This window comes from Salinimonas iocasae (genome assembly GCF_006228385.1).
In the GTDB taxonomy this organism is placed as follows: Bacteria; Pseudomonadota; Gammaproteobacteria; order Enterobacterales; family Alteromonadaceae; genus Alteromonas; species Alteromonas iocasae.
On record NZ_CP039852.1, the window covers coordinates 328,474 to 341,345 of the forward strand.

The following is a 12,872-nucleotide window of genomic DNA, read 5'->3' on the forward strand; positions in this document are numbered from 1 at the left end:
ATGAAGATTACGCCTGATAATATCCAGGGTTACAGTTTACTGAACCAGCTTCTTAACTGCCTGTATCAGCGACTGCATACCAGATTTTACCTGCTCGACACTACCTGAAACTGATGTAACAGCATCCTGTCCCTGGGAGGCGGTTTTGTCGATGTCATTCATTTGCGCGTTGATGTCGTCGATAAGCCCGGAGTTTGTGGTGACCACATCTTCGATATCCTGCGTTGCATCGCTGGCTCTTGCTGCAAGTGTGCGTACCTCGTCTGCAACTACAGCAAAGCCGCGACCAGCTTCACCGGCTCTGGCGGCTTCGATTGCTGCGTTCAGTGAAAGCAAATTTGTTTGTTCGGCAATGCTACGGATAGTACCTACAATGTTTCGGATATCAGTTGCCTGAGCTGCAAGTTTTTCGCTGCTTTCATTGGCTACCGTAACCTGTTGTCGGATAGCGGCAGATATATCCTGAGCTGACGCCAGCGAAGATATGGCTTCGTCTGTATATTGTGAGGTGGTTGCTGATGTGTCTGATGCCAGGTTGATAGCATTGGTGGCGGCCTGTATGCGAGGAGTAATGTCGGTTGCAAACTTAACAATCCGTTCAACATTCCCTGCATTATCGCGGATGGGGTTGTAGGTAGCCTCTAACCATACCTCTTGTTTATTACCATTAAACCGGCGGAACTTGCCCGCCTGAAATTCACCCGCGGCCAATTTGCGCCAGAAGTCAGGCTGTTCCCGGTAGAAGTCCTCGGCGCAGAATATCCTGTGATGCTTACCAATAATATCGCTGAGCGTCACTTTCATGGTGTTCAGAAAGTTTTCATTAGCATTGAGGATGTTGCCGTCAGTAGTAAACGTGATCACTGCCATTGACTGCCCTAACGCAGACAGCAAGGCTTCGTTTTCTATAGCCTTAAGATGCTCTTTAGTGATATCAGTAGCCAGCTTTATAACGCGAATAACATTTCCAAGCTCATCCTTCACCGGGAAGTAGGTGGCTTCCAGCCACAGTGTTGAACCGGACTTATTGATTCGCTCAAACTGGCCTTTAAACGATTTACCCGCTTTTAAATCCTGCCAGAATTTTCGATACTGTTCTGAATTGACCAACGCCGGTTTACAAAATGTTCGATGATGCTTGCCAACAACTTCGTGTCTGGAATAACCAACCACATCTAAAAACGCATCATTTACGTCCAGCACGGTGCCATCAAGCTCGAACGCGATCATTCCCATATGACCGACAATAGCCATAAAGTTATCGGTTCGCTCTTGCGTTAGTGTATCGCGGGGGGCGGCAGGTAGTTCCTTTTTTCTTAAAAATAGCATCAGCATCTCCATTTACTCTTGAATAATCTATACCAACTGCTAGTCGTAGCACAATAAGGAGCATTACCTATTGCTTATTTACGACCGCGTAATGGTATAGGAATGAGCGCACACCACACTTTTGTTGTGACCAAAAGATGAGCTCATCTATAAAAATGTGAAATTAATATGATTGTTAACAAAGTGGGTTACAGCTGGGAATTTTTTATAAGTGGTTATAAATCAATATTTTATTTTTGTATTTCACAGTATTTGTAAAATGAAGTATCTTTAGTACGTAATTTTTTACGCTTCTGAAGTCATTTTTATATGGCGTCGATCTGGTCAGTCTTGCTCTATGCCTTAATTTATATAGACTTTTATCGTTACCTGCTTTTTGAAAGTCACTCTGAAATAATAGATTAAGGATTACAAATGACTGTTGCCAAGGCGCTTGACCCTACCGCCGTCCATGAGCCGCTGACCGATTTAACATCGGCTGAACTGGTGGAAATTGCGCTAATGCGCAAAGAAGGAAAACTTGCAGACAATGGAGCTCTGGTTGTAGAGACTGGTAAACGTACCGGTCGTTCCCCTGCCGATCGCTTTATTGTAAAAGAGGCCTCTACCGAAAATGACATTGACTGGGGTGCGGTCAATCGCCCCTTCGATGCAGACAAGTTTGATGCGTTGTGGGATCGTGTTGACGCGTATCTGACATCCCGCGAACACTTTTTGTCACACCTGCAAGTGGGGGCTGATGCGAAACATGCGTTGTCGCTGAAAGTTCGAACGGAAACCGCATGGCAACATATTTTTGCCCGCAACCTGTTTATCTGCCCTGATATCTGGAACCCGAATGACGAACAGCCCTGGCAGGTGATGAATGCGCCGGGCTTTACCTGTGAGCCCGACCGGGATGGCACAAACAGCGATGGCACGGTCATAATCAATTTTGCTCAGAAGAAAGTGCTTCTGGCAGGAATGCGTTATGCCGGCGAAATGAAAAAGGCAATGTTCTCAGTTCAGAATTTTCTGTTGCCGGCCAAAGAGGTTCTGCCCATGCACTGCTCAGCCAACGTTGGCGAGCAGGGCGACGTAACCTTGTTTTTCGGGTTGTCAGGTACCGGCAAAACCACCCTGTCTGCAGATCCAAATCGTTATCTGATTGGTGATGATGAACATGGTTGGGCACCGGGCAGTGTGTTTAATATTGAAGGTGGGTGTTACGCAAAATGTATCGACCTGTCTCAGAAAAATGAACCGGTTATCTGGGACGCTATTCGTTTTGGCACTATTTTGGAAAATGTCGTGCTGGATGACAGCCGTACGCCAGATTATACGGACACCAGTCTGACTCAGAATTCCCGCGCCGCTTATCCTCTTGAGCATATTGGCAAACGAGTTATCGAAAACCGTGGCGGTGAGCCTCGTGCAGTCGTATTTCTTACGTGCGATGTTAGTGGCGTGCTTCCGCCAGTTTCGGTGTTGAGCGAGCAGGCGGCCGCCTACCACTTTCTAAGCGGCTATACGGCTAAAGTCGGCTCTACGGAGATTGGCTCCACCTCGGATATTGAGTCAACTTTTTCTACCTGCTTCGGCGCGCCGTTTTTCCCCAGGCCAGCCGGTGCTTATGCAGAGCTACTGAAAAAGCGAGTTCGTGAGTTTGGCGCCAAAGTTTACCTGGTAAACACAGGCTGGACAGGCGGGCCGTTTGGTACAGGTAAGCGTTTTGATATTCCTACTACCCGCGCCATCATTGATGCAATTGTAAATGACAAACTGGCTGGTGTTGATACGGTGCACATTGACGGGCTCAACCTCGATGTGCCGGTTAGCGTTCCGGGTGTTGATGACACGTTGCTGATTCCCAAAAACACCTGGGAAGATAAACAAAAATATGAAGAGTTTGCTGCTAATCTGATTCAGGAATTTAATCAGAACTTCAAAAAATATAATGTGGATGAGGAGATTGTTGCCGCCGGGCCTCGCTTGAATTGAACATAAAAAACGCCCGCATTAGCGGGCGTTTTTTATTTCCTTGCCTCAAGTAAAAGCTTAATTGCTTACCGCTTCCACCTGCATTTGTGCCGGTGTGGTGGACGTATCCAGGCGATACCGATAAGTACCTGCCGCATCAACATTTATTACAGAGTCGCCACCATTTTCGTACACAGGGAACCACGTCTGCAGGTCAAACTGATTGCCTGAGCCGTAATTCAGTGACCAGTTCTCTACAGCGGCTTTAAAATACGCCGTTCCAGCAGGTGTCTCGACATCGGCTGCATAAACGCCCAGCCCCTCATAAATCATCGGGTTAGCTGTTCCCCAGTCATTCATAGAGCCACGAAGATAAAGCGTTTCGGCCAGTGGCGGAACGTCGGCATAAATTGTCAGTGCCGGATTGGCGGGGTTAGAGGCATCCAGACGGAAAGCGTATGCGCCGGATGTTGCCGCGACAAAAGCCAGGTCCTGACTGCTGCCACTGTTAACAACATCCCACTGAACACCGGCTTCGATGACCTGGCCGGAGGATGTTGCGCCGATGTTTACACTTTGCCAGTTCGCATCCGCAATTTTAAACGTATGCTGCCCCGCGCTTAGCTCAACCGATGCGGTATAAATACCATTTGCTGTATAAGACAGTGCGTAGGGTTCAGTAGCTTGCCAGCTATTCATGGTACCGCGAATAAAGACAGGGTCTGCATAAGGGCCCGTATCCTTCGGAGGATCAATGGCATCAGAGGTAATGGTCAGTGTGGGTGAATTAGCATCGTCGGCTGTTAATACAAACTGATAGTCAGCAGCCTGAGATACCGTCAGCGTCAGGTTATTTCCACCATTTTGCAAACCGGCTTCTACGCCCGGCGTTACCGTGAATCCGCCACCGATGTTAGCCTGGTCAAATGCCTCGTCGGCAATTTTAAATTCGTATGTACCAGTCTCTAAGAAAATATCCAGTGTATAGGTATTGTTACCCTGATAGGTGAACGGATCTGAGGTTCCCCAGCCATTCATTTCTCCGCGCAGGAACACCGGCTGGTCACCATAGGGAGGGAGGGCAGAGATACCGCTTCCCTGAGCACCTTGCTGTGTTTTCACAAGAACTGCAGTCGTCAGTCGTGGCACACTGATACTGTCATCAGTAACGGTCACATCCGCCAGTGCCGGGTCAGAAGAGGCCATTTGCGCCGGGTGCAGCGACAGGCCGCTAAATCCATCAATAGTCTGTGTGCTATCAGAAGCATTCACAACAACCAGAACAGCATCATGCATCGGGTCGATGTCAGGCAAGCCAGTGCCATCATCAATGCTCATCACAATAAGGCCCTGCGTCTGTTCAGCGCCGGTATTATGAAAAGCCACACGCTGCCGGATATCTTCCACGGTTTGCAATTTAAACAGCGCTGAGCTTTTACGGATTTGCAGAAAATCTTTAAAGCTGGCATTGGCAGACTGCATACCTTGTGCGTTGATATCTGAATCTGGATTAGCACTTATCTGACGGATTTCATCCCAGCGATTCTGATTGTCCTGCGCCATAGGCAGTCCGGTGTTCCAAGCGTTTTTCACGCCAGTGAAATCAACCAGGTTAAACCAGTCGCCTGCATCATAAGTGTTTCTGTCCATGGATTTTGAGCGCAGCAGTTCACTGCCCATGTGCAAAAATGGAATACCCTGACTTAGCAACGGAATAGACAGTGCGACATTTTGAACACGCACCCGGTCGGTCAGCGACATATCCGCCGGCAGGTTGTACTGAAGCTGGTCCCACAGGGTTTCGTTATCATGTTTGGAAATATAATGAATGCTGTCAGCCGGATCGGTAGCATACGCAGCACTTTGACCGTTCCAGTCGTAGTCTTCGCCTCGCGTTAATTCGCCGCCGGCGGTGACAAACTCGTAGTCAGTCAGACTGCCCGCCATAGAAAGCCGGATAAGATCCTGTTGGTTCAGGCTGCCATTTTCTTTGAAAATCTCGGCGCTGCGTACGGCCTCTCTGAGTCGATCATTGAAGGTGCCGATTTCAGTGCCCGCCATGCCGAACTGTGATGCCTGTTCAAAGCGGCGGTCATTGGCCACCTCGCCAAAATTCCAGCCTTCGCCGTAGAACAGCGTATCGGCATCGACCTGGCGAACCGCATCACGGGCATCCAGCACAGCTTGTTTGGGCAGGTGACCCATCAGGTCAAAACGGAAACCATCAAAGCCGAAGTGCTCTGCAAAGCTCACCAGTGAATCGTTCATCAGTTTTGCCATCATGCGATGCTCTGTCGCGGTGTTTTCACAGCATGTAGAGTTCTCGATACCGCCGCTTATTTCATTTAGACGGTGATAATACCCCGGCACGGTTTTATCCAGCACAGAGGTGTCAAACAAACCCGATGAAGCGGTATGGTTGTACACCACATCAAGAATTACCTGCAGACCCATATTGTTCAGCGCCATTACCATTTCGCGCATTTCCAGAATACGGGCTTCGCCGTCAGGGTCGGTGGCATAGCTGCCTTCCGGTGCGGCGAAGTGATGCGGGTCATATCCCCAGTTGAAACCATCCAGCGCTCGCATACTGTTTACCAGTGCCTGCGCATCACCTGTAGCAGGGTCATAGCTTTCAAGGACATCCCATAGCACTGCATTTTCAGATTCCACGCCGCATACAGGGGCCGTGGGAACCTGATCACACAGTCTGCCAACCGTATCGGTTAAATCAACACGGGTATTTTCATCTTCATTTATTGATGCAATGTCGTTGGCAGGTAATAGATGTATGTGGGTCAGGCCGGCATCTGTAAGCGACTGAAGATGATTGACCGGGGTCGAGTTCTGTTCAGTAAATGCCATGTATTTACCGCGATGCTGTGGGCTGACTGATTCATCTCGAATACTGAAGTCACGAATATGCGTTTCGTAAATCACTGCATCTTCCGGGGCCGGAAGGGCAGGGCGCAAACGGTCGGTCCAGCCTTCCGGCGCAAGATCCGAAGACTGCGTATCTGACAGATTTACAAACTGACTATATTGGCCATTAGTTGACAGGCTAACCGAGTAAGGATCGCTGGTGGTCAGCACTTCAATAGCATCTGTACGAGGGTGATAAACTTCAATCTCGTATTGATAAAACAGACGGTCCAGAGAAGGTTTACCCCCCTTGAAGCGCCAGATTCCCGTTGCTTCATCGAACTCCATCTCGCGCTTACCACGGGGCTTTTTGTCCTCACTGAAAACATTCAGTGTGACCGATCTTGCAGTAGGTGCCCACAAGGCGGCTGTAATATGATTTCTGCTATACACCACGCCCAGTTGTGCCTCATCAGCATCATTGCTGCCGCTTGTGTAAAGGTGGTCCAGCAACTGAGGTATCTGTACCCGGGTGATATCTACAATCTCACCTTCGCTGTCGCGGGCAACCGCCATTAATTGTTGTCTGGCCAGCGCTTTCGCCTGTGCAGCGTCAATATTCAGCGTAAATCCGGTAAAGCTATCCAGATGAGGCAGGGAGCTTCTGATATCTGAATCAACAGAAGCCGGCTGCAGTGGAAGGCTCTGAGTGCCGGTGAAGATACCATCTTCCAGTGCCATTGATGCATCATCTGCATAAAACAGCGAGTAAGTTTGGGCAGCCTGCGTATCAACCTGCCACAGGAAGGTATTTGTCTCAATCCAGTGCGCGCGTGCGCCATCGATAGAGGCGGGGCGACTGGTCAGCGGCTCGTACCAAACCTCTGGGTAGCCGTGGAAGGTAAACCCCTCTTGCCCCTGAGCGGGTTCGAACTTGCTATTGGCATTGCCCAGCGCCTTTTCATCACCCTTGTGAACGATAAAGTTATAGCAGGAGGCGCCTGGCTCGGTCGTTAGAATATAGTACGCGCCATAGTCCGGGTGAATACCGTCAGCGGGGTAAGGATTGCCCCAGTTGTTGAAATGTGTGCTGTCTGATGTTGGAGATGCATACTCGCCACATCCTTCACCGTTCCAAAGATGAAGACCCCAGCCGTCGTAATTTTCATCATCACGTGAATAGAACAGGGCAATCTCATCGGGAGCTAAATCCAGCACTGCCTCAATGCTCTGGTCAGAGTCAGAGGAAAGCAGCTGAGTACGGGAATCTGACCCGAAGTCATTCATGCTTACTGTAATTGCTTGTGAACCTGCTTGATACAACATAAACGACGAGGCGGTTACAACCGTCAGTAAATGTTTCATTAGGCATCCTTTTTTTATGGGTACAAAGGTCGCGCGGAAAGGGACAGCAGAACGTGCCCTGCCGGTAGTGCGTTGTTAATCAGATGTAACTGACGTGTATCCTAAATGATGAAATTTTGAGCTTCCAGCAGAAGCGCAATGAATACGTATGTAACGCGCTCGATGAAGGCGCAGGTGACAATGTGAAGGAGGAGGGGAAATAAATAATACAATATAAGCACAAAACCGTGGGCGTGATTTAGCCGTAGCCACTACTCAATCTCGTATTCTTGAGTCAGAGGCTGGCTCAAATGCAGTGGATGCGACTTCCAGTTTCATATTGAAGGAGCCCCCGATGAGAAAAACACCACTGGCACTGGGTGTAGCAAGTTTACTGAGTTTACCGGCATTTGTTGTCAACGCGCAGGTCGCTGTTGAGCCGCAAAACGGTTACGCAATGGGCGAGAAAGTTCCTCTTCCGGAACCTTATGCTACGAAGTCTGCTGACCGCCGCACAAAGGTTATCGGCTGGCCCGATGATGTCACCCCAACAGCCCCCGATGGCTTTACCGTAAAAGCCTTTGCCAGCGACCTTGAACATCCACGGTGGCTGCATATTCTGCCAAATGGCGACGTACTGGTGGCAGAGTCGAATGATGCCAAAAAAGGCAGTGCGGATCGCATAACGTTGTTAAGAGACACAAATAACGACGGTGTGGCAGAGGAGCGCCATGTATTTTTAGAAAAAGGGCTGAATCAGCCGTTTGGCATGGCGCTACACAAAAACCACTTCTATGTTGCCAATACCGATAACATCACGCGGTATGAGTACAAAGAAGGTGCCGATGCAATTAAAGGCAAAGGCGAAGTGATTCATTCACTGCCCTCTGGCGGGTACAACCACCACTGGACCAGAAATATTGAAGTTAATGATACGCAGGATAAATTGCTGCTGACCATTGGTTCGTCGAGCAATGTTGGCGAGCACGGCATGGAAAAAGAGGAACGCCGCGCAAAAATTTTTACTGTCGATTTGGATGGCGGTAACGAACAGGTTTACGCCTGGGGCCTTCGAAATGCCAACGGGCTGGACTACAACCCACATACCGGCATGTTATGGGCAGCGGTTAACGAGCGGGATAAGCTTGGCGACAATCTGGTGCCAGACTATGTAACCAGTGTGCAGGAAGGCGGCTTTTATGGCTGGCCCTATAAATATTTTGGTGAGCATATCGATCCTCGCTGGAAAGATAAAATGCCTGATGATTTGCCAGAAAAAACCATCGTACCGGACATCGCGCTGGGTAATCATACTGCCACCCTCGATTTAGAATTCTACGACGGTGAAAGCTTTCCCGCTCGCTATCACAACGGACTGTTTGCCGCACAGCACGGCTCCTGGAACCGTGCGAAGTACAATGGGTACCGAATTGTATTTATGCCCTTTGAAGATGGTGAGCCTACCGGAGAGATTGAAGAGTTTCTGGGCGGTTTTATAAAGGATATGGACACCGATGAGGCATATGGTCGCCCCACAGCGGTCAGGGTAACCGATAACGGTAAGTTGCTGGTCGCGGACGATGACGGAAATACCATCTGGTCTGTACAGGCTGACCAAAAGTCTAATTAGCATTTGGTTATTCGCGGCTATACTTAACTTAATGAGAGTGAAAAGCCATGCAGTCAATCGGGACTGTATGGCTTAGTTCATAAGTTAAGGGTAGAAGCCTATGCCGTATCAACCCCTTCAGGAATCTTATTATGACCGGCGCTTCGGATGCGAAGCCATCAAGTTGCTGCCCGGCCAGTATGCCGCTACTGCTGCACAGAAAGTCCTTGTTGCAACACTGGGTGGATGTGTCACTGCTTGTGTATTTGATCCGGTAAATCGAGTGGGCGGCATCAACCGTCTGCTATTACCTTCGTCAATGTATACGCCTTTATGTGCAACCGCTCGCCACGAATACGGCGAAGAAGCCCTGAATACGCTGGTTTCCAGAGTGCTGCAGTTGGGTGCTGAAAAACCGCAGCTTTGCGTAAAATTGTTTGGCGGTGCTGACATTTTAAATCTGGGTGCTGAGTCAGCGCCGGGCAAGTTAACGGTAGATTTCGTCGCGCAGTATTTCAGACATCAGCGCATTCCTATTATCAATGCAGATACGGGCGGAACTATAGCGCGTAAAGTCTATTTTTTCCCCCGGACCGGCGAAGTGCTGATTAAAAAAATAACGCGTTTTAACAATGACACTATACTGGCTCGAGAAAGCGAGCATCGCTATCATCTGAGTCGGCAGTTGCTAAAAACGCAAAATAAATCATGCCATTTTGAGCAGGACCACACCACCTACAATGAGCAAAACGCCGGCTATACGTAATAAGGTTGCAGGGTCCTGATAAAAGAGCACGCCCACTAAAAAAGTGCCTGCAGCACCAATACCTGTCCATACCGCATAGGCAGTACCAATGGGGATTTGACGTTGTGCCATGTACAGGAATACACCACTTGCAACGATAAAAGCTATCGCCATGATAATGCCGGTAACCCGGGTACCGGGTGTCTGCGCCATTTTCAGTCCCACTGGCCAGCCTATTTCTAAAAAGCCCGCCACAATAAGATACACCCAACTCATGATTGTCTCCTCGTCGTTCATTTAAGCACCGTAAAACAATACCGGCACTCTACGCTTTGAGGTATTGCTTTGTCTTTCAAAATCTTATTCTTTACGGCGGTCGTATAAGTTCTTCAGATAAAATGTTGAAAAGGTAATATTAATGTCAGGAGATATGCTGGAGTCTCGGCAACTGAAAAAAGCTGAACTGCAACTTAGCAGTATAGGGCTGGGCTGCTGGCAACTGGGCGGTGATTTTGGTGAGATCAGTGATGAGACTGCGCACAAAATACTGATGCGCGCGATAGAAGAAGGCATTCGCTTTTTCGATACTGCCGATGTGTATGGTGCCGGACAAAGTGAACGCCTGCTGGGCCGTTATATCAGCCAGCGGGATGATGTGGTTATTGCGACTAAATATGGGCGCGGGCAGGGCACGTATCCTGACAACTACAATTTTAATAATCTGCGTGATTCTGTACTGCGATCACAGGACCGGTTGGAACGCGACACCATTGATTTACTGCAACTGCACTGTGTACCTTTTGACGTACTGAAAAAACGTGACATCTTCGACTGGCTGGAAGAGCTGCAGGCAGAAGGTCAAATTAAATCCTTCGGTGCGAGTGTAGAGACAATTGAAGAAGCTGATTTTTGTATTAAGCACAGCAATGTTGTTTCCCTGCAGATAATTTTCAATCTATTGCGTCAGGAAGCAACCCGTTCGCTATTCGACAGTGCGTTGGAAAATGACGTGGGAATTATCGCCCGGTTACCCCTGGCCAGCGGCCTGCTCACGGGTAAGTTTTCCGCAGACTCTACCTTTGAGGATGGTGATCATAGAAATTTCAATAAAGACGGTGATGCATTCAATGTAGGCGAAACGTTCAGCGGCCTGACGTTGGAAAAAGGTGTTGAGCTGGTTTCAAAAATCAATGACAACTATAAGCCAGATGCGTTGTCGATGGTTCAGCTAGCACTGCGCTGGTGCCTTGATCATTCGGCAGTGACAAGTGTTATCGCCGGGGCGAGTAAACCAGACCAGGTCTCGCAAAATGTTCATGCAGCCGGACTTGAGCCTTTGCCTGATGCGCTTCATAAAAAACTGGATGCATTTTATCAGGATGAGGTTAAGCCGCACGTTCGCGGAGAAATCTGAACAAAAAAGGAGCCTGAAGGCTCCTTTTTCTCATCCAACGATAGCGTTACAGCTTAAATAAAACCTTAACGTCGCCGGTCACCGCACCAGCATCAACCACGCCAATGGTTTTGGCATCCGAAGCCACTTTGCTGACTACATCAGATGCGCTGCTTGTCTGAGGCGGACGGCCGCCACCGGTAAATGCCAGCTTAGCCCAGTAAGCTTTGAACTGGCTGGGTGAGCGAGACAACACTTTCTCGATGAACTCATCAGATGCGCTGCCCTCAGCCATAACCGGCGTCATAGACTTATTTTTGCCCAGAAAAACCTGACTGACTTCGTCCTGACTTAATGATGCACCACCATTGTTAACGATAACCGCAATTTCAGCGTGCGCAGGAATAGCCAGAAGAAGTGCTGCAATAGCCAAAGCGTGTTTTTTAATTATATTCATTCTCATCACTTTTACCCTTAAAAAACAGTAACCAGGGCTACCTGGAACAAACCAGCGTCGCTGCCATCCGCTTGCTCTGACTGCGTATACTCAGCTTTAAATGCTGCCGAGTCGTGGAAATCCCAGCGCGCGCCAACTGTAACAAACGGTGAGTTACGACGACGGAACTCTGTCACATCTTCAGTAATCGCAATCAGGCCGTCTAACTGTGGATCAAGTCCGCGGGGAACGCCGGATAAATCAACTGATGTAGATTTATTACGCCCATAGGTAATGTGCGGCATGACCGTGCCAAACCTTTTGCCCAGTGACACCATCCACGGGTCCAGATCGCCAACAATCGTGCCTTCTAAATCACTTGGAATGTATTCTGCAACAAACAGCCAATCCTGGTCATCGTAAATTACACCGAATTCCAGACCGGTTACGTCATCTTCGTTAATTTGCAAATCATCGCCGACATACGCAAACGGTGTTTGTCTCCATGCGCCGGCCAGCTGACCTAGACCAAGATCTGCCGAGAACTCAAATTCAACATAGGTTGAACGGAACGTCCACCAGCCATAGTTAACACTGGCTACTGCACTGAAAATGTTATCTACGTCAAACTCAACGCCGTCAGCGCGTGTTGTGTTTTCCTGTCCATAGTAAAAACGTACATTAACCTGCGCATCACCTACCGCAAAGTCATGGATAGAACCCACACCGTCCAGGCTGTCAAATACCGACTGGTACACTTCTGTCGGCGGCGCAATCCAGTGGTAGGCATAAGATACATCCAGATAATCAGAATACAGATAGATAGGAATACGCTGGCGACCCACCTGAACCCGCCAGTTATCTTCAACCTGATATGACAGATATGCCCAGGTAAACTCAGGGTCCCAGTCATCTTCACCCTGCGCTCGAATTTGTGCAGTCGCGCTAAGCCCATCGCCTAAATCAGAGTAAGCCTGTAAGGCGAAAAAAGAGCCGGTGCTGAAATCCGGATCGGTATCAGTAAAATTACGCACCTCTGTATCGCTGTCGGTTAACATCCCGGCAGTAAGCGTTCCGAAGCCGCTGAATTGAATATCCGCACTCGCACTAAACGAAAGCGCAAGGCCTAAAGGAAGGCATGAAAGAGACTTAAATTTCATTGTATATCCACAGTGATTAGAATCAGGTTATAGGG

General features: G+C 48.8%; 9 protein-coding genes and 1 pseudogene. 4 read left to right on the forward strand and 6 right to left on the reverse strand.

What is annotated here, in order from left to right; all coding sequences use genetic code 11:
* Window positions 1-36 precede the first annotated feature (36 nt).
* Together FBQ74_RS19285 and FBQ74_RS19290 are read right to left on the reverse strand one after the other, a co-directional pair.
* The gene (locus FBQ74_RS19285) at window positions 37-573 is read right to left on the reverse strand and encodes a methyl-accepting chemotaxis protein (RefSeq protein WP_408641347.1); all 537 of its coding nucleotides are present in this window, start codon (window positions 571-573) and stop codon (window positions 37-39) included.
* A pseudogene (locus FBQ74_RS19290) lies at window positions 562-1,341 on the reverse strand (PAS domain-containing protein); the annotation flags it as partial. The pseudogene FBQ74_RS19290 and the gene FBQ74_RS19285, both read right to left, overlap by 12 nt.
* 402 nt (window positions 1,342-1,743) lie before the next feature.
* Between FBQ74_RS19290 and FBQ74_RS01405 the strand changes: the two are divergent.
* Complete coding sequence (locus FBQ74_RS01405) at window positions 1,744-3,309, forward strand: phosphoenolpyruvate carboxykinase (protein ID WP_139754973.1); 1,566 nt, start codon at window positions 1,744-1,746, stop codon at window positions 3,307-3,309.
* 57 nt (window positions 3,310-3,366) lie between these two features.
* Here the strand turns inward: FBQ74_RS01405 and pulA are convergent, their stop codons facing one another.
* Window positions 3,367-7,515, reverse strand: coding sequence for a pullulanase-type alpha-1,6-glucosidase (gene pulA, locus FBQ74_RS01410; protein ID WP_139754974.1), 4,149 nt, complete (start codon window positions 7,513-7,515; stop codon window positions 3,367-3,369).
* Window positions 7,516-7,849: 334 nt separating this feature from the next.
* Here pulA and FBQ74_RS01415 point away from each other — a divergent pair, with 334 nt between their 5' ends.
* The gene (locus tag FBQ74_RS01415) at window positions 7,850-9,124 is read left to right on the forward strand and encodes a PQQ-dependent sugar dehydrogenase (RefSeq protein WP_139754975.1); all 1,275 of its coding nucleotides are present in this window, start codon (window positions 7,850-7,852) and stop codon (window positions 9,122-9,124) included.
* A 100-nt stretch (window positions 9,125-9,224) separates the two neighbouring features.
* Complete coding sequence (locus FBQ74_RS01420; RefSeq protein ID WP_139754976.1) at window positions 9,225-9,869, forward strand: chemoreceptor glutamine deamidase CheD; 645 nt, start codon at window positions 9,225-9,227, stop codon at window positions 9,867-9,869.
* Here FBQ74_RS01420 and FBQ74_RS01425 read toward each other — a convergent pair.
* Complete coding sequence (locus FBQ74_RS01425; RefSeq protein WP_139754977.1) at window positions 9,810-10,124, reverse strand: DMT family transporter; 315 nt, start codon at window positions 10,122-10,124, stop codon at window positions 9,810-9,812. The genes FBQ74_RS01420 and FBQ74_RS01425 overlap by 60 nt on opposite strands.
* Window positions 10,125-10,266: 142 nt before the next feature.
* Between FBQ74_RS01425 and FBQ74_RS01430 the strand changes: the two genes are divergently transcribed.
* Window positions 10,267-11,262: an aldo/keto reductase gene (locus tag FBQ74_RS01430; RefSeq protein ID WP_205912274.1), complete on the forward strand. Its 996-nt coding sequence runs from the start codon at window positions 10,267-10,269 to the stop codon at window positions 11,260-11,262.
* 46 nt (window positions 11,263-11,308) lie between these two features.
* Here FBQ74_RS01430 and FBQ74_RS01435 read toward each other — a convergent pair whose 3' ends face one another.
* Together FBQ74_RS01435 and FBQ74_RS01440 are read right to left on the reverse strand one after the other, a co-directional pair.
* Window positions 11,309-11,698 carry a phosphate ABC transporter substrate-binding protein gene (locus FBQ74_RS01435; protein WP_139754978.1) on the reverse strand — a complete coding sequence of 130 codons (390 nt, stop codon included), beginning with the start codon at window positions 11,696-11,698 and terminating at the stop codon, window positions 11,309-11,311.
* A gap of 17 nt (window positions 11,699-11,715) precedes the next feature.
* Window positions 11,716-12,837, reverse strand: coding sequence for a porin (locus FBQ74_RS01440; RefSeq protein ID WP_139754979.1), 1,122 nt, complete (start codon window positions 12,835-12,837; stop codon window positions 11,716-11,718).
* Between the last annotated feature and the right edge of the window lie 35 nt (window positions 12,838-12,872).

What these genes read in the sequence shown, in the direction of transcription:
- FBQ74_RS01405 (WP_139754973.1), top strand. Translation starts at nt 1,744, where the DNA reads ATGACTGTTGCCAAGGCGCTTGACCCTACCGCCGTCCATGAGCCGCTG.
- pulA (WP_139754974.1), bottom strand. Translation starts at nt 7,515, where the DNA reads ATGAAACATTTACTGACGGTTGTAACCGCCTCGTCGTTTATGTTGTAT.
- FBQ74_RS01415 (WP_139754975.1), top strand. Translation starts at nt 7,850, where the DNA reads ATGAGAAAAACACCACTGGCACTGGGTGTAGCAAGTTTACTGAGTTTA.
- FBQ74_RS01420 (WP_139754976.1), top strand. Translation starts at nt 9,225, where the DNA reads ATGCCGTATCAACCCCTTCAGGAATCTTATTATGACCGGCGCTTCGGA.
- FBQ74_RS01425 (WP_139754977.1), bottom strand. Translation starts at nt 10,124, where the DNA reads ATGAGTTGGGTGTATCTTATTGTGGCGGGCTTTTTAGAAATAGGCTGG.
- FBQ74_RS01430 (WP_205912274.1), top strand. Translation starts at nt 10,267, where the DNA reads ATGTCAGGAGATATGCTGGAGTCTCGGCAACTGAAAAAAGCTGAACTG.
- FBQ74_RS01435 (WP_139754978.1), bottom strand. Translation starts at nt 11,698, where the DNA reads ATGAATATAATTAAAAAACACGCTTTGGCTATTGCAGCACTTCTTCTG.
- FBQ74_RS01440 (WP_139754979.1), bottom strand. Translation starts at nt 12,837, where the DNA reads ATGAAATTTAAGTCTCTTTCATGCCTTCCTTTAGGCCTTGCGCTTTCG.